The sequence below is a fragment of the Aurantimonas marianensis genome (assembly GCF_024195285.1).
GTDB classification, from domain to species: Bacteria; Pseudomonadota; Alphaproteobacteria; order Rhizobiales; family Rhizobiaceae; genus Aurantimonas; species Aurantimonas marianensis.
The window spans coordinates 57,368-75,996 of sequence record NZ_JALHBS010000019.1 but is presented as its reverse complement, the minus strand read 5'-3'; the positions used below and the strand labels follow the sequence as shown (position 1 = coordinate 75,996).

General features: G+C 63.9%; 22 protein-coding genes. 9 read left to right on the top strand and 13 right to left on the bottom strand.

From position 1 onward, the window contains the following. Window positions 1–148 precede the first annotated feature (148 nt). The 8 genes from MJ956_RS03665 to MJ956_RS03630 all read right to left on the bottom strand — a co-directional run bounded on the left by MJ956_RS03665 (window position 149) and on the right by MJ956_RS03630 (window position 7,777). Complete coding sequence (locus MJ956_RS03665; protein WP_253963122.1) at window positions 149–1,405, bottom strand: PQQ-dependent sugar dehydrogenase; 1,257 nt, start codon at window positions 1,403–1,405, stop codon at window positions 149–151. A 151-nt stretch (window positions 1,406–1,556) separates the two neighbouring features. After that, window positions 1,557–2,585 carry a peptidoglycan -binding protein gene (locus tag MJ956_RS03660; protein ID WP_253963121.1) on the bottom strand — a complete coding sequence of 343 codons (1,029 nt, stop codon included), beginning with the start codon at window positions 2,583–2,585 and terminating at the stop codon, window positions 1,557–1,559. Window positions 2,586–2,588: 3 nt separating this feature from the next. Then, window positions 2,589–3,629 carry a MotA/TolQ/ExbB proton channel family protein gene (locus MJ956_RS03655; protein ID WP_253963120.1) on the bottom strand — a complete coding sequence of 347 codons (1,041 nt, stop codon included), beginning with the start codon at window positions 3,627–3,629 and terminating at the stop codon, window positions 2,589–2,591. Window positions 3,630–3,852: 223 nt separating this feature from the next. Beyond that, complete coding sequence (locus tag MJ956_RS03650; RefSeq protein WP_253963119.1) at window positions 3,853–4,671, bottom strand: inositol monophosphatase family protein; 819 nt, start codon at window positions 4,669–4,671, stop codon at window positions 3,853–3,855. A gap of 131 nt (window positions 4,672–4,802) precedes the next feature. Continuing rightward, a complete protein-coding gene (gene efp / locus MJ956_RS03645; RefSeq protein ID WP_253963118.1) occupies window positions 4,803–5,366 on the bottom strand; it encodes an elongation factor P in 564 nt (187 codons plus the stop codon). 229 nt (window positions 5,367–5,595) lie between these two features. Then, window positions 5,596–6,642 carry a tetratricopeptide repeat protein gene (locus MJ956_RS03640; protein ID WP_253963117.1) on the bottom strand — a complete coding sequence of 349 codons (1,047 nt, stop codon included), beginning with the start codon at window positions 6,640–6,642 and terminating at the stop codon, window positions 5,596–5,598. Continuing rightward, window positions 6,642–7,298: a thiamine phosphate synthase gene (locus MJ956_RS03635; protein ID WP_253963116.1), complete on the bottom strand. Its 657-nt coding sequence runs from the start codon at window positions 7,296–7,298 to the stop codon at window positions 6,642–6,644. The genes MJ956_RS03640 and MJ956_RS03635 overlap by 1 nt, the downstream gene beginning before the upstream one ends. A 272-nt stretch (window positions 7,299–7,570) precedes the next feature. After that, a complete protein-coding gene (locus MJ956_RS03630) occupies window positions 7,571–7,777 on the bottom strand; it encodes a hypothetical protein (protein ID WP_253963115.1) in 207 nt (68 codons plus the stop codon). 319 nt (window positions 7,778–8,096) lie between these two features. Here MJ956_RS03630 and MJ956_RS03625 point away from each other — a divergent pair, with 319 nt between their 5' ends. The 4 genes from MJ956_RS03625 to MJ956_RS03610 all read left to right on the top strand — a co-directional run bounded on the left by MJ956_RS03625 (window position 8,097) and on the right by MJ956_RS03610 (window position 11,934). Then, a complete protein-coding gene (locus MJ956_RS03625) occupies window positions 8,097–8,690 on the top strand; it encodes a hypothetical protein (RefSeq protein ID WP_253963114.1) in 594 nt (197 codons plus the stop codon). Window positions 8,691–9,076: 386 nt separating this feature from the next. Next, window positions 9,077–9,835 carry a sulfite exporter TauE/SafE family protein gene (locus tag MJ956_RS03620; protein ID WP_253963113.1) on the top strand — a complete coding sequence of 253 codons (759 nt, stop codon included), beginning with the start codon at window positions 9,077–9,079 and terminating at the stop codon, window positions 9,833–9,835. Between the two features lie 86 nt (window positions 9,836–9,921). Further along, window positions 9,922–11,517, top strand: a complete 1,596-nt coding sequence (locus tag MJ956_RS03615) for an acyl-CoA synthetase (protein WP_253963112.1) — start codon at window positions 9,922–9,924, stop codon at window positions 11,515–11,517. Window positions 11,518–11,592: 75 nt separating this feature from the next. Further along, window positions 11,593–11,934, top strand: a complete 342-nt coding sequence (locus MJ956_RS03610) for a c-type cytochrome (RefSeq protein WP_253963111.1) — start codon at window positions 11,593–11,595, stop codon at window positions 11,932–11,934. Window positions 11,935–12,014: 80 nt separating this feature from the next. On the opposite strand, the gene MJ956_RS03605 is transcribed toward MJ956_RS03610, so the two are convergent. From MJ956_RS03605 to MJ956_RS03595, 3 genes are all read right to left on the bottom strand, one after another. Further along, complete coding sequence (locus MJ956_RS03605) at window positions 12,015–12,326, bottom strand: c-type cytochrome (RefSeq protein WP_253963110.1); 312 nt, start codon at window positions 12,324–12,326, stop codon at window positions 12,015–12,017. A 109-nt stretch (window positions 12,327–12,435) separates the two neighbouring features. Next, window positions 12,436–12,840, bottom strand: a complete 405-nt coding sequence (locus MJ956_RS03600; protein WP_253963109.1) for a baeRF12 domain-containing protein — start codon at window positions 12,838–12,840, stop codon at window positions 12,436–12,438. Between the two features lie 258 nt (window positions 12,841–13,098). Continuing rightward, a complete protein-coding gene (locus MJ956_RS03595; protein ID WP_253963108.1) occupies window positions 13,099–13,275 on the bottom strand; it encodes a YdcH family protein in 177 nt (58 codons plus the stop codon). 209 nt (window positions 13,276–13,484) lie between these two features. On the opposite strand from MJ956_RS03595, the gene MJ956_RS03590 reads away from it, so the two are divergent. The 5 genes from MJ956_RS03590 (at window position 13,485) to MJ956_RS03570 (ending at window position 16,427) form a co-directional block, all read left to right on the top strand. Then, on the top strand, window positions 13,485–13,688 hold the full coding sequence (locus tag MJ956_RS03590; protein ID WP_253963107.1) for a YdcH family protein: 204 nt from the start codon (window positions 13,485–13,487) through the stop codon (window positions 13,686–13,688). Further along, window positions 13,685–14,188, top strand: a complete 504-nt coding sequence (gene purE / locus MJ956_RS03585) for a 5-(carboxyamino)imidazole ribonucleotide mutase (RefSeq protein ID WP_423724790.1) — start codon at window positions 13,685–13,687, stop codon at window positions 14,186–14,188. The genes MJ956_RS03590 and purE overlap by 4 nt, the downstream gene beginning before the upstream one ends. Next, on the top strand, window positions 14,185–15,270 hold the full coding sequence (locus MJ956_RS03580; protein WP_253963106.1) for a 5-(carboxyamino)imidazole ribonucleotide synthase: 1,086 nt from the start codon (window positions 14,185–14,187) through the stop codon (window positions 15,268–15,270). Before purE ends, MJ956_RS03580 begins: the two co-directional genes overlap by 4 nt. Before the next feature lie 177 nt (window positions 15,271–15,447). Beyond that, a complete protein-coding gene (gene ykgO, locus MJ956_RS03575; protein ID WP_253963105.1) occupies window positions 15,448–15,573 on the top strand; it encodes a type B 50S ribosomal protein L36 in 126 nt (41 codons plus the stop codon). Between the two features lie 101 nt (window positions 15,574–15,674). Next, window positions 15,675–16,427, top strand: a complete 753-nt coding sequence (locus MJ956_RS03570) for a tetratricopeptide repeat protein (RefSeq protein ID WP_253963104.1) — start codon at window positions 15,675–15,677, stop codon at window positions 16,425–16,427. Window positions 16,428–16,511: 84 nt separating this feature from the next. Here the strand turns inward: MJ956_RS03570 and pyk are convergent, their stop codons facing one another. Beyond that, a complete protein-coding gene (gene pyk / locus MJ956_RS03565; RefSeq protein ID WP_253963103.1) occupies window positions 16,512–17,948 on the bottom strand; it encodes a pyruvate kinase in 1,437 nt (478 codons plus the stop codon). Further along, on the bottom strand, window positions 17,945–18,376 hold the full coding sequence (locus tag MJ956_RS03560; RefSeq protein ID WP_253963102.1) for a DUF1036 domain-containing protein: 432 nt from the start codon (window positions 18,374–18,376) through the stop codon (window positions 17,945–17,947). The genes pyk and MJ956_RS03560 overlap by 4 nt, the downstream gene beginning before the upstream one ends. Window positions 18,377–18,629: the final 253 nt, after the last annotated feature.

Here is an 18,629-nt window from a genome sequence, read left to right as displayed (position 1 = left end):
AGATACATGGGCGCAGCGGGATTTCCCGCCGCGTCTCGATTGATAATCACATGGTCGCGGTATCCTCGTTGCGAGGCACCTCGGCCGAACCGGCGGCGCCGCAAGGCGGTTTCCGGACGGCCCCAGGACCGTCCGGACGTCGGCGTCCCTATTTCTCGTAGGAGATGCGATAGAGCGCGCCGGCCAGATCGTCGGATACCAGAAGCGATCCGTCCTTCATCATCGCCACATCGACGGGACGGCCGATATATTCGCCGCTCGGCGCCAGCCAACCCTCGGCAAACGCCTCGGTCTCACCGGCCGTTCCATCGTCGTTCAACGGCGTGAACATCACGCGTGCGCCGACCGGTTCGGTCCGATTCCAGGAGCCGTGCTGGGCCGAGAAGATGCCGCCCCGATATTTACGCGGGAAGCTGTTGCCGGTGTAGAAATCCATCCCGAGGTCGGCGGCATGTGCCACCATCTCGACCTCCGGCATGACCGCGTCGGCCGGCGGTTCGGAATCCTTGTATTCGTTGGTGCGGACGTTGCCGCCGCCATACCAGGGGAAGCCGAAATTCTGTCCCGCCTCGGTGGCACGGTTGAGCTCGCCGGGCGGAATGTCGTCGCCCATGCCGTCCACCTGGTTGTCGGTGAACCAGAGATCGCCGTTTTCCGGATGAAACTGCATCCCGACCGAGTTGCGCACGCCGGTCGCATAGACCTCGCGGCCGGAGCCGTCACGGTTCATGCGGATGATTCCGCCGATTCCTTCCCGGTTGTAGAGATCCATCTTCTCCGGCGGCGGCACGTTGTAGGGCTGGCCGAGCGAGATATAGAGCTTGTCGTCGGGGCCGATGCGGCAGACGCGGGCCGTGTGGTTGAAGGATTCTTCCGACGTCGGAACCAGCTTGCCCTTCTCCACCACCACGCCGACGGCGACGTCCGGGCTTTCGTAGAAGAATTCGGCGGCCGGCAGCACCAACACCCGGTTCTGTTCGGCGATATAGAGAAACCCGTCCTTCGAGAAGCAGACCCCGTTCGGAATGGTGAAATCGATCGACGGCGCGAACTCCTTCACCTCGTCCGCGACGCGGTTCTTGTCTCGGTCGGTAACCACCCAGACGTTCTGCTTGCGCGTTCCCACGAAAGTGGCGACGCCCTGCGGTCCGACGGCGATGTGCCGCGCGTCCGGAACCACGGCGTAGAGCTCGATCTTGAACCCGCTCGGCAGTTCGATGCTTTCGAGATTCTTGCGAAGCTGATCCGCGTATTCACCCGTCTGTTCGATGGTTTTGAAATCCATCGAGGTGCCGGTCGACTGCATTCCCTGCAGCTTCGTCATGTTGTCGTCGGTCTGAGCGAATGCGTGCGAGGCTGCGACCAGGCCAAGCGCCGCCACGCCGCTAAGCAATAGATGTTTCATTTTCTTCCTCCCAGCCGCGCTTTGCGCGCGGTCTCCACGAAGGGGTGCCCGTCCCTTCGAGCCGAAGGGTCGCATGGCCGCAGCGGGATCGTCAATCGTTCCACTTGTAACGATATCGACAGGTCGGGGGCTGACGGGCTGGAAGCGGTGCTCAGCGCTCGGTGAGTTTCAGCTCGATGCGGCGGTTGCGGTCACGCGCCTCGGGCGTGTCGTCGGTGTCGAGCGGCTGGAACTCGCCGAAGCCGGTCGCCGCCAGCCGCTCGGGTGGCACGCCCTGGCTGATCAGATATTTCACCACGGCCACGGCCCGTTCGGTCGAGAGTTCCCAATTGTCCTCGAAACGGCCGCCGGTGACCGGAATATTGTCGGTGTGTCCGTCGACGCGGATGATCCAGTTGATGTCGGAGGGAATCTCGCGCGCCAGTTCCTTGATCGCCGTGGCGAGCTTGGCCATCTCCTCGGTGCCTGCCGGCTGCAACACGTCCGAGCCCGATGGAAACAATACCTCCGACTGGAATACGAAGCGGTCGCCGACGATGCGGATGTTTTCGCGATCCGACAGAATTTCCCGCAGCCGTCCGAAGAAATCCGAGCGATAACGTGACAATTCCTGCACGCGCTGCGCCAGTGCCACGTTGAGGCGGCGGCCGAGATCGGCGATCTTGGTCCGACTTTCCTGATCCCGGCTTTCCGACACATCCAACGCGTTTTCCAGAGCCGCGATCTGCTGCCGCAGGGCCGACAATTGCTGGTTGAGCAATTCGATTTGCGATCGCGCCCGCTGAGAGAACTGTTGCTCCTCGTCGAGCGCCGATTGCAGCCCCTCGACTTCAGCGCTGGCCGCCGCGGCCGAACCGGAATCCGATTCCAGCGCGCGTTGCAGCCGGCTCTTTTCGTCTTCCGTCGAGGACAGCGACGCACGCAGCGTCGCGATCTGATCCTGATAGTCCTGACCTGTCGAGCGTTCCAGCGCCAGAAGCTGCGTCAGCTCGTTGATCTGCGAGTTCAGCCGGTCGATCGCCTCGTCCTTGCCCGAGATTTCGCGGCTGAGCAGAAACTGAGCCAGCACGAAGACCGAGAGTAGGAACATGATCGCCAAAAGCAGCGTCGACAGCGCGTCGACGAAGCCCGGCCAGTAATCGACCGTGCGTTCGCTCCTGCGATTCCGCGCCAGCGCCATCGCTCAGCGATCCTTGCTTATGCCGCCGATCTGGCGGGAAAGACGGTCGAGCACCTGGCGCAACTCGCGCTGCTCGCCGGCCTGCGCCTCGACGAAATCGCGCAGGAGTTGCTGCTCGCTGCGCATGTGCGTGACCAGTCCCTGGATGCTCTCGGCCAGATTGGCCATGGCCGCGCTGGTGCGCGGACTGGCGCCCTGGTCCTGGACGAGCTTGGTGACCTGATCGGAAAGAACTCGCAGCTCATCGCCCTGGGTTGGACTTTGACCGGCATGCGGCGCCAGGACCATGTCCGACCCGACATCGGTGACCGACGAGAGCCAATTCTCCAGCTCGGTGTAGAAACGGTTCTGGGCGCGGCCGATCTGCAGATCGAGGAAGCCCAGGATGAGCGAGCCGGACAGACCGAACAGCGACGAGGAAAATGCCGTTCCCATGCCGGACAGCGGAGCCGCGAGACCGGCTTTCAGCGAGTCGAGCACACTTGCCGTATCGCCGGCGCCCGGGTCCAGCCCCTGAATCGTCGCGCCGATCGATCCGATCGTGCGCAACAGGCCCCAGAATGTACCCAGCAAACCTAGAAAGACCAGAAGGCCGATCAGGTAACGGGCGATGTCACGGGTCTCGTCGAGGCGCGTGGCGATCGAATCGAGAATCGAGCGCATCGAATGGGTCGACAGCGAGATCGATCGCCGACGACCGAGCAGTCCGCGCATTGGTGCCAAAAGCACCGGGTCCTTCAGCGTCTCGAAATCCGCCGCGCCCTCGCGATAGGCGTTGACCCAGCGCACCTCCCGCGCCAGCCGCAGGATCTGCAACATCGCCAGAAAGATACCGACGGCGAGGACGCCGATGATCAGGCCGTTGAGCCCGGGATTGGTAGCGAAGGCGGAGGAGATTTGGCGGCTGAGGATCGCCGCCACGAACCCGGCGAGTGCCAGGAACACGAGCATGGACCACAGGAACACCATGGGACTCGAAAGCCGATTCGGGTCGAAATCGTCGGGCCTTACCGTCTTTTTGGTCGGCGAACTGAAGACCTGCATTACGTTCCAATCAACTCCTGCGGCAGTTGCAGGGTCGCCGGTCGCGACCGCTTGCGCGCATCGGCCCTGGCGCCTCGTACTCTGCCCCGCGTCCTCGTGAGTCGACCGGTTTGCATTCCGGCCAAATCCTTGAATCAGGATAAGGAATTATACCGCACTTTCAAACGTCGACTTCGGTTAACCGGAACGCCTTTGAATTAATTCATCGTTAAATCGGCGTGACTCAGCTGGTCTTGGCCGCCTGGCGTTTTGCCTCCGCCTTCTGCAACTGGTCGATCAGGGCCTTGTGCATGAACTCGTTGCCGCAAACGATGTCGCCGGCGACGTGGTCGAACTTCTTGCCATCCATGCCGGTGACGAACCCGCCGGCCTCGCGGACCAGTATCGCCCCAGCCGACAGATCCCAAGGCTCGAGCGCCCGCTCCCAGAAGCCGTCGAGGCGACCGGCGGCCACATAGGCGATGTCGAGAGACGCCGCACCGATCCGCCGGATTCCGGCGGTCTCCGATATGATCTGCCTGAGTTCGTAAAGGAAGCCGGCATGATCGCCGCGTCCGAGAAAAGGAATTCCCGTGCCGAACAGGGCTTCCGGCAGTCGCTGGCGCGCGGCGACCCGCAGACGGCGATCGTTGAGATATGCCCCGCCGCCTTTTTCCGCCGTATAGAGCTCGTCCATCGCCGGGTTGAACACGACGCCCGCGACGATCTGGCCGTCACGCTCCAGAGCGATGGAGACCGCGAACATCGGAATGCCATGCAGAAAATTGGTGGTGCCGTCGAGCGGGTCGACGATCCAGCGGTGCTGGGGATCCTTGCCCTCGACGACGCCGCGCTCCTCCATCAGGAAACCCCAGTCCGGACGGGCACGGGCCAGTTCCTGGTGGACGATCTCCTCCGCCCGGCGGTCGGCATTGGACACGAAGTCGGCCGGCCCTTTCATGGAGACCTGCAGATTCTGCACCTCGCCGAAGTCGCGGGTTAGGGATCGGCCGGCCTTCATGGCGGCCTGCGTCATCACATTGAGAAGCGCGGAACGGGCCATCGGTTGCTTTCGTCGGATACGGCGTAGTCGCCACAGCGGCGTCAGACATGCGGCGCGGGTGTCGCCGCACAGGCGGTAGTCGGTGCTTGGCCTCGGCCATGCGCCGCAGTGAAGCCCCGTAGGCGAGCGCCTCAGTCGGCGCGGCGCAGATAGGTGATTTCGTTCGTGTCGACCAGGATTTTCTCGCCGGAATCGATGAACGGCGGCACCATCACCCGCATGCCGTTTTCCATTACCGCCGGCTTGTAGGACGACGTGGCCGTCTGGCCCTTCACCACCGGGTCGGCCTCGACGATCTCTAGCACGACCTGATCGGGCAGCTTGATGCCGATCGGCTTGTCCTCGTGGCTTTCGACCGTCACCATCATGCCGTCCTGGAGGAAGGCCGCCCGCTCGCCGACGAACTCCTTCTGCAAGGCCAGCTGCTCGTAGGTCTCGGTGTCCATGAACACCAGCATCTCGCCTTCGGCATAGAGAAACTGATAGTCCTTCTGCTCGAGGCGCACCCGCTCCACGGTCTCGGACGCCCGGAACCGTTCGTTCAGCTTGGTGCCGTCGATGAGGTTCTTGAGTTCGACCTGGGCAAAGGCGCCGCCCTTGCCCGGCTTGACATGGGCGGTTTTGATAGCCGCCCAGAGGCCGCCATTATGCTCGATCACATTGCCCGGGCGAATTTCGTTTCCGTTGATCTTCATCGAAGCTCTCGAAGGTTTCGGCGCCGGCTGCCGGAGGTCCGAGCGTGGCGGCGTCGGTGATTGGCGAGGTCGTCGATCGCAACGCCGGGAGGGCGCCGGACGACAAATAGTGTGCGCTGTCTCCGCTGGTTGGCGCTCAAGACCATAAATCCCCCGTCCGTTCAAGCCTCGACGCGCCGCTGGCCGGTTCCGAAGCACGATGGCAGCCAGCCGGCATTGCCGCCCGGTGTCAGCTGGAGCGAAAGCGGTTCGCGGCTTCCAGCGCGGATTTTTGCGTTGCGGAATCGAGCCCACGGAAGAAGTCGTCGAGGACCGGGTCGGTGTTCTCAACGCGTTTGGCCAGGACCGCCCATTTGGCCGCCTCCATCCGGTCCGGCGCGGTGCCGATTCCGTCCTTGTAGAGATGCGCGATGCGATTGATGGCGATCGGATTGCCACGCAGAGCCGCACGCTTGAGAAACTGGAAACCGGTCTCGGTCTCGGCGGGGCCGCCTTTTCCGTTGACCAGCCAGATACCGTATTCCACCTGGGCGGTGTCCTGACCGTTGATGGCCGCGGCTTTCAGCCATGCCCGCGCCTTCATCTCGTCGGCGGGGACCCCTCGCCCGTAGAGGAAAAGCTGCGCCATGGCATATTGGGCGTCGGCGACCCCGGCATGCGCCGCCTTGGCGAAATAGTCCTTCGCCTCCTCGAAGCCCGCGGTCGGCGCCGCTTCGATCAGCATCTGCCCGTAATTGTATTGCGCTAGCGGCAGACCTTCGTCGGCCGCCGCCTTCATCAGATCGCGGGCTTTGGCGACATCCGGCGCAACCACGGCGCCGTCGAGCAGCAGCATCGCGTAGCGGAACTGTCCTTCCGGGCTGCCGGACGCGGCGGCGGCCTCGTACCAGCGCGCCGCCTCTTTCATATTCTGGGCAACGCCCAGGCCACGGGAATAGATTTCACCGAGCAGCGTCTGGGCCGCTGGATCACCCAGATTGGCAATCGGCTCGGCAAGTTTCAGCGCCGAGAGATAGAAACCGCGCTGGAAGGCGCCGTAGGCCAATTCGCTTTTCGAGGGCGCCGCACCGCCATCCGCCTCGCCTGTGGCACCTGGCCCGGTCTCGGCGTCCGAAGGCGTCGGCAATGGCGTGCCACCCGAGCCATCGAGCCCCGAGCTGGCACCTTCCGCGGCCGCCTCATGGCTTGGCCCGGCGGCCAGGGCTCCGGACAAGCTGCCGAGAGCAAGGACAAAGGCCGCGACGAGCCGGAGCGGCGGGCGGAAGGACAATGGCATCAGGCTGCCTCGCTCTCCATCCAGCTATCGATGATCGCGTTCGCCCGGGCCACGATTGCGCCGGCGTCCTGCGGCCTGTCGAACACCGCCCCTGAAAGAGCGACGAACTCGGCCCCCGTCTGCGCCGCGGCTCCCACGCCCTCCACACTGCGACCCGCCAAGACGATACAGGGAATCTCGACGATCTCGGCCCACCACTCCGCCATTGCCAGATTCTTGTCGTGCGGCGGATCGGCGACGTCGCCGCCAAAGCGGCCGAAAAACAGATAATCCGGCAAACGCTCACCGGCCTCCAGGGCGTCGTGCCGGGTCTCGAAACCGGAGGCGCCGACGATCAGCTTCGGTGAATATCGCTCCACCGCCTCGTCCAGAGCTCGCAGATCGCCCCCGCTCAAATGGATGCCATCGGCTCCCACCCGGCCGGCGCAACGGCTGTCGTCGACGACGATGGCAGCGGCTCCAGCGGCCTGAATCACCGGCACCAGGCCCTCGGCAAACCGCTGAAACGAGGCGGAGTCACGCCCGGCGGGGTCGATGATGACGGAAGCGACGTCACCGCCCGCGAGCGCGGCGCGCATCACGGATTCCGCGCCGGCATCGCCAAGCGCGGTGGTCAACAGGACGAGTCTCGGACGAATGACAGGATCGAGGGTCATGGAACGGTTCTGACGATGCATTTTCGGCGACGGCAGCCCGTCTTCCGGGACCTTCTAGCAAATCGACAGGGGGCAGCGAAACCGTTGATGTGAGATAAACGCCGGAACCATCATGCGGCGAACGCGAAATGAAATCGCTCCCTCGACGCCAGTCACCGTCACCGCGATGACGAAACCGCCCCACCCGGTCGCATGGAAAGCCGTCCCCTGATAGAGATCACGAGCGAACCCGCCGGATATCCGATCGGAAAACGAATCATCCGGCGTCGCCCCTAGATGCTGAGACCAGCGGCCTTGGCCCGATTGATAAGCGCGCCGACGCGCATGGCGCAAGCGCGCTTCCGCGCCTCGATCGCCTCTTCGCTCAAACCCCACCGATCGAAGTCCCGGCCCAGTTTCCAGAAGCTGTCGGCGCGCGTGTCGAACTGTCCGGCCAGGTCGTCCAGAACTTCCGCGCGAGTGCGCAATTCCATCTGCATCCCCATCTCCCCTCGGTCGGCTGTCGAATAGCACAACATGGTGAATACGAGACGGCACGGGCATCATTTTGCGGTGGATAAACGGGATTAGGTCGCCGTTCCAACCCCTTACGTTCCCGAGCTCAAAAATGACGCCAGCGGCGCGTCATTCCGTCGCGTCGGGCGCCGTCCTTCACCCGTGAATTCATGCCGTCGATGGCGAAGACTGCGGCGATCTTAACCACTTGTTAACATAGCGGTGGCCCGCCGTCGCGCTTCGTGCAAATGTGAAGTCGAACGTGAAAGCACGTCGCGAGAACTAGTAGTCGGAGAAAGTATCATGGCGACAAATGCGGTGGACGAATTCAACGCAGGCATCGGTGACATACTGCGCAGCAAGCCCATCAAGGGATCGACGGGGGAAATCGACCGCAACCTCCCCAGCGCCCCTATGCCGACCGCACAGGGGACCGCCGTTCAGAACGCCGCGCCGCAGGGCGCATCGGAAACAGCCGCGCGTCTACCCCGCCGCATCGCAGGCGGCTTCCAGGGCGTGGGCGACGACTTGGATCGACGTTCGCGCGATTGGAGGAATACCGTCCGCCTCTTGGAGCAGCAGCGGCCGCAGCTTGAATCTGCCGAAGCGGAACATGCCAGGCTGCATGAGGCTCTTGCCCGGATCGTCCCGGAGGTTCAGGAAAACGGTCGCTCGTTGAAAGCCTTGCTGGACACGACGAAGACCGGCGACATTTCCGGCGACCTCGCCACCCAGTTCAACAAGAACCTCAACTCGCTTGATGAACTCGAAAGCATTGCCGAAGCGCTGACCGCGAATTTGGTGTGGGTCCGCTCGACCTGGGAGCAGTACGCGCGAACGATCATCAAGGCGCAGAAAATGCGCGAGGAGATGAAGCCGGGCGCCGCGGAGCACTAGTTCACGGCCAGGCTGGATCGAGTCGACCCGATTGCTTGAACAGCTCGATCCGGCTCGTGCGTTCGCGACGGCGGCACTCCAAGAGCAGGATCGAAACATTGGAGCGGCCTCCCGTCGAAGGATGGGTGGCCGTTTTCGTTCGGCGTGATTGACCGGACCGCCTTTCCGGAGCATCTGACGGTATCGGGGACGCCGCTTTGTGACTCGGTTCGCCGAGACGATCCGCGCGGAGCATGGCGACGAGGGTGGCGGCCCTCCGTTTGCGCCGGCCGACAGTTCGAAGGTCAGCGCGTTTCCGGTCTAGGGTCCGATGCTCAATCAAGGTGGTAGAGCATCCGTCGTGCGTTCGAACGGCCGCACGCCGCATTAGACTGGTTGAGCGCAGCGTGATCACGGACCCTATCTTCTACCTCGCCGCCATTCCGGCGGTTCTGCTCATCGGCTTGTCGAAGGGCGGCTTTGGCGGTTCGATATCGCTGGTCGGCGTCCCCCTGATGGCAATGATCGTGTCGCCGGTCGTGGCTGCCGGAATTCTCCTGCCGATCATGGTCGTCATGGATGGCATCAGCCTCTATGCCTGGCGCGGCCGATTCGATCGCGCACTGCTCCTCTCGATGTTGCCGGCGGCGATCGGCGGCGTTGGCCTTGGCTATCTGACGGCCGCATTCATCTCGCCCGACGGCGTTCGACTTCTCCTCGGGCTCCTCGCCCTGTGGTTCGCCGCCGACTGGTTTTTCCGTTCGCGCCACAGGAGCGACCCGAAGGAGAGGCGCCCGCTCCGGGCAAGTGCCTGGGGCGCCGTCAGCGGCTTTTCAAGCTTTGTCAGCCATGCGGGCGGCCCGCCATACCAGATCTACGTGTTGCCCCTGCGGCTGACGCCGCAGACCTATGCCGGCACGTCGGCGGTATTCTTCGCCGCCGTCAACGGGGTCAAGCTGCTGCCCTATTTTCTGCTGGGGCAGTTTTCGACCGGCAACCTCATGACGTCCGCCGTATTGTTGCCGCTTGCCCCGGTGGCAACGCTCATCGGCGTCTGGCTCGTCCGCAAGGTCGATCCGGCCGCCTTCTATGTTTTCACCTATGCCCTGCTTGTTCCCGTGGGCCTCAAGCTCGTCTTCGACGGAGCCGCCGCGATGATCTCCTGACACCTGCTTGCCGTGACGCAGCGCGTGCGATCTTCTATAGCTCATGCTCTGGCGCGTCGACGAACCGCGCTGACCGGGGAGGACCGATGGGCATTTACGACGAGCATCTCGAGCGCAACGCGGCAAACTATCAACCGCTGACACCGCTGACCTTTCTGTCACGCGCGGCGCTGATCCATCCCGACCGGGTCGCCATCATTCACGGGTCGCTGCGCCGCAGTTATGGCGATTTCTACCGCCGCTCCAGGCAGCTCGCCTCGGCGATCGAGAAACGCGGCATCATGCCCGGCGGAACCGTGGCCGTCATGCTGGCCAACACGCCCCCCATGCTCGAAGCCCATCATGGCGTGCCGATGGCCGGCGCCGTGCTTTTGTCGATCAACACCCGGCTCGACCCCGATATCATCGCCTTCCAGCTCGATCATTCGGAAGCGCGGATGGTGATCGTCGACCGCGAGTTTTCCGCCGTCATGGCGCAAGCGCTGGCCAAGGTGAAGGTCACGCCGATCGTCATTGACTACGACGATCCCGATTTTCCCGAGGACGCGCCCGCAAAGAAGAGCGAAGCGATCGGAACGATCGAATACGAGGCGCTCGTCGCCGAGGGCGATCCCGATTACGACTGGCAAATGCCCGGCGACGAATGGGACGCGATCTCGCTGAACTACACGTCGGGTACCACCGGAAACCCGAAAGGCGTCGTCTACCACCATCGTGGCGCCGCGCTGATGGGCTATTCGAACGTCATCGCCTCGGGGATGGGCCGGCATCCGGTCTATCTGTGGACGCTGCCGATGTTTCACTGCAATGGCTGGTGCTTTCCCTGGACTTTGGCCGTCGAGGCTGGAACGCATGTCTGCCTGCGCTGGGTGCGGGCCAAGGCCATGTTTGACGCCATCGCCGATCATCGCGTCACGCATCTGTGTGGCGCACCCATCGTGATGGCGAGCTTGATCAACGCGGCGGAGGCGGAGAAGCGCCCGTTCGACCACACGGTCACCTTCAACACCGCCGCCGCCCCACCGCCCCAGGCCGTGCTCGCCGGTATGCGCGACGCCGGCTTCGAGGTAACGCACCTTTATGGATTGACCGAGACCTATGGTCCGGCCGTGGTCAATCAATGGAAGGACGAATGGGACACGCTGGACGGGCCGGCCCGCGCCGCCCAGACCGCGCGCCAGGGGGTTCGCTATCCCTCGCTGGAAGACCTCGCCGTGATGGAGACCATCGGCGAGGTGATGTTCCGGGGCAATATCGTCATGCGCGGCTATCTCAAGAACCCGGAAGCATCGGCCGAGGCGTTTCGCGGCGGCTGGTTCCATTCCGGCGATCTCGGCGTTCTTCACGAGGACGGCTACATCGAGCTGAAGGATCGGGCCAAGGACATCATCATCTCGGGCGGCGAGAACATCTCGTCGATAGAGGTGGAGAACGCCCTCTACCGGCATCCCGCGGTGCAGACCGCCGCGGTGGTCGCCAAGCCCGACGACAAATGGGGTGAGACGCCGCTGGCCTTCGTCGAACTCAAACCCGGGCAGAGCGTCACTGCCGAAGAATTGCTCGCCCACTGCCGCGCGACATTGGCGCGTTTCAAATGTCCGAAGGAGATCCGGTTCGAGGATGTGCCGAAGACCTCCACCGGCAAGATTCAGAAATACGTCCTGCGCAAGATGGTGGGCTGACGGCCGCCGCGCCGGTCGGGCGGCTCGGCCTCAAACCTGGCATGCTGGCCGGCTCCAATACAGAAGGAGATTTCGATGCGTCCTCTCCCGCTCATTTTGTCGACTGTTGCCGCGGCCCTTGTCGTATCCGGATCCGCCTACGCCCAGAGCAGTGAAACCGGGCCGGACGCTGTCGATCGGGGAAAGGCACTGGCGGTTCGCAATTGTTCCGGCTGCCATGCGGTAGGGCTTGACGGCGAAAGCCCGACTCCCAAGGCGCCGCCTTTCCGCACCCTGTCAGAGCGATTTCCGATCGATGCACTGGAGGAAACGTTCATCGGGACGATCGACACGGGCCACCCCGGAATGCCCGTATTCGTCGCGACGCAGGAACAGATCGACGACATCATCGCCTATATCGCCTCCGTCATGCGGTAGCCGGCCGGATGCCGCCGGCACCGGCCGACACGCGGCGGCGGTCGAAACCGGCGTTAAGGTCTGTTCCTGTCAGGCAACGATCAGCCCAGGCTCGCGATATAGGCTGCAATGTCGCGGATTTCCTGGCCTGTCAGGCTCATATCCGGCATGACGGGATGCGGATCGGCTAGAAAGACCTTAAGGGAGCCGAGCTCGTCATCGGCCTGCTTCGCGATCGTCATGAATGTCAGGACATCGGCGTTTCCCGACGTTTGCTCGGGCGAAACGATGTGGCATGCGGCGCACCATCGTTCGGCAATGGCCCGTCCGGCTGCCGCATCTCCCTTGGACTGCGCTTCGGCCGCGCCGGGAAGAAGCAGGGAGAGGACCAGCGTCAGCGCATATCTGTTCATGGCATTCCTCGAGAACGGTTGCTCGGCGGGCCGGCCGCTTTGCGCCCGAGATCACGGCCCGCCAGGGGATTATACGGACCAAGCCGCAATATCGGGTCGACCGGCGATATCAGGCGTGCAGAATGGCGGTCGCGATATCGTCGACCGGATGGTCGACAAGGTCTTTCGACAATTCACCAACGATCCTGTCTCGCAGTTTAGCGTGAAAGTGCTTGCGCATCTCGCCCAAGGTCCTTGGATCGGCGATCAGAAACAGATGATCCAGGGTTCCCCCGACCGCCAGCCGGTTCAGATATTCCGCGTTTGCCGCGGCAACGGCGTCCTCGGCCGGACGTCCCCCGTCCGGGTTGGCCGAGTCGCTGCGGTGCCTGGAACCCGAGCCGGGATTGACCGGGGTGATGGCCGGATCGTCAAGAAAGACGAGATCGAGGCGCGTTTCGACCCCTTTGTTGCGAAAGAGTTTGAGGGACGCACCGTCAGCTACCGCTACGATTGTGCCATTTGGCAAGATCATCGATTCCAACTCCAGATAGGGACGGCTCAGCGCCGTTACTTGCTATCCGAACATGGCCGCGATCACGGCGCCTTGCGCTAGGTCAAACCATATCCCGCTTGTTCTGCCACGAGTTTTGCAAATTCCCGGTCGGCAACTGCGCGTCCTAGGCTCCTGAGCCGCTGCCCGCCACACGATTCCGGCGGACCGGCACGAACGGCGAAGCCTAATGAGAGGCCCGAGCGCGACCGAGCCGCGCCCAGGCCCAATGTGCCAGATTCAGTTCTTGCTGTGACGAAGCCGCTCGATTTCGTCCTTCAGCTGCAATTTCTTTCGCTTCATCTCCCTGAGGTCCGCATCACTCATCGCCGGTTTCGAGATCCGTGCCGCTGAAATCTCGTTGTCAAGCGCCGTGTGGCGCTGTTCCAACGTTGCGAGATGAGTATCCAAGGACATGTGCGTCTCCCTTCAAGGTTTGCCACGGCGTGCCTCGAGAGCCGTGGCCTCGACTGTTCGAAAGTGGCACAAAGCGCTCCCACTGTCGAACCACAAGATCGGGCCGGTATCGCCGTAATGCGCTTTTTGGTAATCCTCGGCGACGCGCCCCCGAGGAAAGTCCTCGGGGCCCGATTCGGTTGCGTCCACAGCCGCATGAAAGGGTAGGAATGGAGGATCAGGAACAGGCGGGCCTACGGCTGCAGGTCGCACGCCTACGCCAGGAGCATGCCGATTTCGACGCGGCGGTGAACGCCATGGAGGCGACAGGCTGCGACCGGCTGCAGGTGCAGCGAATGAAGAAGAAGAAATTGACGATCAAGGACCGCCTCCAGGATCTCGAAGACCAGATCATCCCGGACATCAGCGCATGATGCGACAGGAAGCCGCAGCTCCCGTCGCGATCATCATGGGCAGCCAGTCCGACTGGGCCGTGATGAAGAACGCCGCCGCCACGCTCGAGGCGCTCGACGTCGGCTTTGAGACGCGTATCGTTTCCGCACACCGCACGCCGCAGCGGCTCTACGAATTTGCCCAAGGGGCGAAGGCCGCGGGCTTCAAGGTCATCATCGCGGGCGCCGGCGGTGCCGCGCATCTTCCGGGCATGACAGCGGCCCTGACCCCGTTGCCGGTTTTCGGCGTGCCGGTGGAAAGCCGTGCTCTTTCCGGCAAGGACAGCCTGCTGTCGATCGTGCAGATGCCGGCGGGCATTCCGGTCGGGACCCTTGCGATCGGACGGGCCGGCGCGGTCAACGCCGCCTTGCTCGCGGCGAGCGTCCTTGCCCTCTCGGACGAGTCGCTGGCTACGCGGCTCGATACCTGGCGCCAGGCGCAGACCGACGCTGTCGCTTTGGCACCAAGGGATGCGGAATGAGCCCGGTTCCGCTACCGACGGGCGCCACCATCGGCATCATTGGCGGCGGTCAACTCGGCCGCATGCTGGCGATGGCGGCCGCCCGCCTCGGCTACCGCACAATCGTGCTCGATCCCGAGCCGGCCTGCCCGGCGGCGCAGCTGGCGAACGAGACCCTGGTCGCCGCCTATGACGATGTCGCCGCTTTGGCCAGACTGGTCGGCCACTGCGACATCGTGACCTATGAATTCGAGAACGTGCCGGTCGAACCGCTCCGCCTCGCCGTGCAGGCCGTTCCGCTGCATCCATCGGCCGACGCGCTGGAGATCGCCCAGGATCGGGTGGTCGAAAAGGCCTTCCTCAATGGCATCGGAGTCGCGACCGCCGAATGGCGGGCGATCGACAGCGCGGCGGAACTGGATCACGCTCTGATCCAGCTTGGCGGTGAGGCGATCCTGAAGACGCGGCGCTTGGGCTATGATGGCAAGGGCCAGGCGACGATCCGCAAGGACGCCCCGCTTGCCGATGTCTTCGAAAGCCTTGGCGGCGTCCCGTCGATCCTGGAAAAGCGCGTCCCCTTCGCCTACGAATGCTCGGTAATCGGCGCGCGCGGCACCGACGGAACCATTGCCGTCTTCGATCCGGCGGAAAACGTGCACGGGCTTGGCATTCTCCGGTGCTCCACCGTGCCGGGCAAGATCACCGACGACGTGGCGCGCGAGGCCAAGGATATTGCGTCCCGTATTCTCGAACGGCTGCAATATGTCGGCGTCATCGGTGTCGAGTTTTTCGTCGACGCCGACGGCGGCCTGCTGGTCAACGAGATCGCGCCGCGGGTTCACAATTCCGGCCATTGGACCGAGGCCGCCTGCGTGATCTCGCAGTTCGAGCAGCATATCCGGGCCGTTGCCGGCCTGCCGCTCGGCGCGCCCGCCCGCCATTCCGACTGTGTCATGGAGAACCTGATCGGCGACGAGGTGAAGCGCGCCGCAAGCCTCCTTACCGAACCGGCCGTCCTTGTCCATCTCTACGGCAAGGCGGAGGCGCGGGCCGGCCGCAAGATGGGCCACTTCACGCGGTTGACCGGGCCGGCAAATTGCTGAGGGGCTGGGCCAGCCCCTCGGCGGAGACACAACCGCGGCACGGCCCCCAACATTGACAAGCCCACCCGGTGAAGCTATCCCCACGCCAATCTTTTCGGCGCGCCAGCGATGGCGCGCCGCTCATTTTGCGGCGGAGCCGGATGATCCGATCCTCGCACCAGACGACCCGGTGATGTCATGAAGATCAAGAACTCGCTCAAGTCCCTGCGCTCGCGCCATCGCGCCAACCGCCTCGTGCGCCGCAAGGGCCGTGTTTACATCATCAACAAGCAGGCGCCGCGCTTCAAGGCGCGTCAGGGCTGATTTCGCGGGAACGGGGCGTCCGCCCCATCCCCGACGATCACGAAAATTCTGATTGACGCTGCGCTGTGGAGAATTACCCTCTCCGCATGCGTAGCTTCGTCATGTCCGTTGCGATCGGCCTTGCTTTGAACGGCTTCTTCGCCCTGCCCGCCGCAGCGCAGGACGCCGTGCCGCCGCCGTTCGACTTCCAGATCGATCCCGATCCCGAAGCGTCTCCCGACATCGCCCCATCCCCCGAAGACCACCAGCCCCCCATGGTGATCCCGCCTCCCGACGAGGAGGCGGTCGACGCGCCCGAAGCTTTCGGCGGCGCGCCGACGGCCGAGAGCGAATCCACCGACGAGCCTGAGGGCCGCGCCGCTGACGAGACGCCAGCCGCAAGGCGCGACCGGCTGTTTGCGGAACTTCGCAGGGAGCCCTCGGACAGCAAGGCGCGGCGTATCGCCTCACGCATTGAAAGGTCGTGGCGCAACAGCGGCAGCGCGACGGTCGATCTTTTGATGCTGCGCGCCGCCGAGGCAATGGCCGAGAAGAAGAACGCCGCCGCCTTCGACGTCCTCGATCAGGCGCTGGTCCTCGACCCCGCCTATGCCGAAGCCTGGAACCGCCGGGCGACCCTCAATTTCACGACCGGAGCCTGGGGCAAGTCGCTGGCCGACATCGAACAGACGCTTGCCCGTGAGCCGCGTCACTGGGGTGCCTTGATGGGACTGGCGATGATCCTCGAGCGAACCGGGCGCAAGGAAGAGGCGCTGGACACCTATATGCGGGTTCTCGCCGTCTATCCCGCCCTCAAATCCGCTCAGGACGCCGCCGGGCGGCTATCGGAAGAGCTCGTCGGCCCGGCAATCTGAGTGAAGGCGTCCGCTTCTATCTGGTCAGGTTTCGCTGCCTGGCCGGTGGGCGCGAAACCATCTGCGGCGATGGAATATCGGTGATCACACCGCGCTCAACCCGTCCGAACCGATATAGGCGATGCGCAGCATGTTGGTCGCGCCCGGCGTTCTCAGCGGCACGCCGGCGGTGACGATCAGGCGCTGGCCGGCCTTCGCGTAACGCTGCTCTACCGCGATGCGGCAGGCGCGGTCGACCATGTCATCGAGATTCTGGGCGTCCTCGGTCACGGCGCAGTGCAGGCCCCAGACGATCGACAGACGCCGCGCCGTCTCGACCACGGGCGACAGCGCGAGGATGGGAATGTTCGGCCTCTCGCGTGCGGTCCTCAGCCCCGTCGTTCCGGTCGCTGTATAGGTAACGATGACCGCTACCCCCAGCGTTTCGGCCATCTGCCGCGCCGCCAGCGAGACCGCGTCGGCACCGGTCGCTTCCGGCGCCGGGCGTTGGGCGAAGATGATGCCCGGGTAGAACGGATCTTTTTCCACCTGCACGGCGATCCGGTCCATGGTCGCCACCGCCTCGACCGGATATTGGCCGGCCGCCGACTCGGCTGAAAGCATCACCGCGTCCGCGCCTTCATAGACAGCGGTCGAAACGTCGGAAACCTCGGCGCGGGTCGGAACCGGCGCCGAAATCATCGATTCCAGCATCTGCGTCGCGACGACCACCGGCTTGCCGGCCCTGCGCGCGGCGCGGGTGATACGTTTCTGGATGCCCGGAACAGCCTCCAGAGGCATTTCCACGCCGAGATCGCCGCGGGCCACCATGACCGCGTCCGACAGGTCGATGATCTCTTCGAGACGCTCGACCGCCTGGGGTTTTTCGATCTTGGACATCAGGAATGCCCGGCCGCGCGAAACCTTCCGCGCTTCGGCGAGATCCTCCGGCCGCTGGATGAACGACAACCCCACCCAATCGACGTTTTCGAGCAGCACGGCGTCGAGATCGCGCCGGTCCTTGTCGGTCAACGCCCCGGTGGCAAGCGTCGTGTCGGGCAGGCTGACGCCCTTGCGGTCTGAGATCTTGTTGCCGGCGACCACGCGACATTTGATCCGGCGCTTGTCCGTCTCCGTGCAGACCAGCTGCAACCGTCCGTCGTCGATCAGCAAGCGATGGCCGACTTCGACCGCCTCGAGGATTTCCGGATGGGGCAGGAAGACGCGGGTCGAATCGCCCTCCTGCTGACTGTCGTCGAGGGTGAATTCCTGTTCGGCCGTCAGCTCGGCCTTGCCGCCGGTGAAGCTTCCGACGCGCAGTTTCGGACCCTGCAGATCGGCGAGAATTCCGATCGGAAGCCCGATGTCGCTTTCGACCTTGCGGATGCGCCTGACCAACTCGCGCATCGTGTCATGGTCGGCATGGCTCATGTTGATTCGAAAAGCGTCGGCGCCAGCCTCGTGGAGCTTGCGGATCATCTCTTCCGATGACGATGCGGGGCCCAGAGTTGCCAGGATCTTGACCCTGCGATTGCGTCTCATTGTTTCCCCGTACCTTCGCGCGGCGCTTCGGTCAGTTGGACCATCCAACTGGCTTGCTCGCCCGTGTCATACTCCCGGAAGCCTATTTTTTGATAGCCCCGTTTGAAGCAGTCGGTCACGCCCGCGATCTTGAACTCGTTCTCGGCGACGCAGAGCTCGACCGGCCCGGCCCATCGCCCCTGCCCCTCCGCGTCCTCTGCGTACACATAGTAATACCGCGAGGACAGCGGCCCCTCGATGATCGTCTTGCAGGTAGTTGCCGGAATGCGCCACCAGCCCTCCGTGGTCCAGCCCGCTTCGGCGCGATAGCCGATAGCGACCCCCACCAGCGACTGGGTGCCATTGCAGACACGGAAAGCCGCTTGCGCGGTGACCGCGGCGATCGGAGCTGATGCCAGGAAAAACCCGGCGGCAAACAGGCACAGCATGGCTGCGCTCCGCAGCCGGCCCAGGGATCTTGATATCATCATGCCATCCTCGAAACTGGCGGTGGTTCTCGTGATTTCAGTCTTGGCATAGCGGCTGAACCTGTCAACGAGGTGACCCCGGGGTCCGGCCGGTTCGCACGCGTGCCCTTGCCAGTAGCCTATCCCGGCGCGGCTTTCGAGCCCTGCGGAGGACGTCTTCCATGCCGCGGGGTTGATGCCGGTTCGGTTCGGCTCGATATGTCGGAGCGGGGCC

What these genes read in the sequence shown, in the direction of transcription:
- MJ956_RS03665 (WP_253963122.1), bottom strand. Translation starts at nt 1,405, where the DNA reads ATGAAACATCTATTGCTTAGCGGCGTGGCGGCGCTTGGCCTGGTCGCA.
- MJ956_RS03660 (WP_253963121.1), bottom strand. Translation starts at nt 2,585, where the DNA reads ATGGCGCTGGCGCGGAATCGCAGGAGCGAACGCACGGTCGATTACTGG.
- MJ956_RS03655 (WP_253963120.1), bottom strand. Translation starts at nt 3,629, where the DNA reads ATGCAGGTCTTCAGTTCGCCGACCAAAAAGACGGTAAGGCCCGACGAT.
- MJ956_RS03650 (WP_253963119.1), bottom strand. Translation starts at nt 4,671, where the DNA reads ATGGCCCGTTCCGCGCTTCTCAATGTGATGACGCAGGCCGCCATGAAG.
- efp (WP_253963118.1), bottom strand. Translation starts at nt 5,366, where the DNA reads ATGAAGATCAACGGAAACGAAATTCGCCCGGGCAATGTGATCGAGCAT.
- MJ956_RS03640 (WP_253963117.1), bottom strand. Translation starts at nt 6,642, where the DNA reads ATGCCATTGTCCTTCCGCCCGCCGCTCCGGCTCGTCGCGGCCTTTGTC.
- MJ956_RS03635 (WP_253963116.1), bottom strand. Translation starts at nt 7,298, where the DNA reads ATGACCCTCGATCCTGTCATTCGTCCGAGACTCGTCCTGTTGACCACC.
- MJ956_RS03630 (WP_253963115.1), bottom strand. Translation starts at nt 7,777, where the DNA reads ATGCAGATGGAATTGCGCACTCGCGCGGAAGTTCTGGACGACCTGGCC.
- MJ956_RS03625 (WP_253963114.1), top strand. Translation starts at nt 8,097, where the DNA reads ATGGCGACAAATGCGGTGGACGAATTCAACGCAGGCATCGGTGACATA.
- MJ956_RS03615 (WP_253963112.1), top strand. Translation starts at nt 9,922, where the DNA reads ATGGGCATTTACGACGAGCATCTCGAGCGCAACGCGGCAAACTATCAA.
- MJ956_RS03610 (WP_253963111.1), top strand. Translation starts at nt 11,593, where the DNA reads ATGCGTCCTCTCCCGCTCATTTTGTCGACTGTTGCCGCGGCCCTTGTC.
- MJ956_RS03605 (WP_253963110.1), bottom strand. Translation starts at nt 12,326, where the DNA reads ATGAACAGATATGCGCTGACGCTGGTCCTCTCCCTGCTTCTTCCCGGC.
- MJ956_RS03600 (WP_253963109.1), bottom strand. Translation starts at nt 12,840, where the DNA reads ATGATCTTGCCAAATGGCACAATCGTAGCGGTAGCTGACGGTGCGTCC.
- MJ956_RS03595 (WP_253963108.1), bottom strand. Translation starts at nt 13,275, where the DNA reads ATGTCCTTGGATACTCATCTCGCAACGTTGGAACAGCGCCACACGGCG.
- MJ956_RS03590 (WP_253963107.1), top strand. Translation starts at nt 13,485, where the DNA reads ATGGAGGATCAGGAACAGGCGGGCCTACGGCTGCAGGTCGCACGCCTA.
- purE (WP_423724790.1), top strand. Translation starts at nt 13,685, where the DNA reads ATGATGCGACAGGAAGCCGCAGCTCCCGTCGCGATCATCATGGGCAGC.
- MJ956_RS03580 (WP_253963106.1), top strand. Translation starts at nt 14,185, where the DNA reads ATGAGCCCGGTTCCGCTACCGACGGGCGCCACCATCGGCATCATTGGC.
- ykgO (WP_253963105.1), top strand. Translation starts at nt 15,448, where the DNA reads ATGAAGATCAAGAACTCGCTCAAGTCCCTGCGCTCGCGCCATCGCGCC.
- MJ956_RS03570 (WP_253963104.1), top strand. Translation starts at nt 15,675, where the DNA reads ATGTCCGTTGCGATCGGCCTTGCTTTGAACGGCTTCTTCGCCCTGCCC.
- pyk (WP_253963103.1), bottom strand. Translation starts at nt 17,948, where the DNA reads ATGAGACGCAATCGCAGGGTCAAGATCCTGGCAACTCTGGGCCCCGCA.
- MJ956_RS03560 (WP_253963102.1), bottom strand. Translation starts at nt 18,376, where the DNA reads ATGCTGTGCCTGTTTGCCGCCGGGTTTTTCCTGGCATCAGCTCCGATC.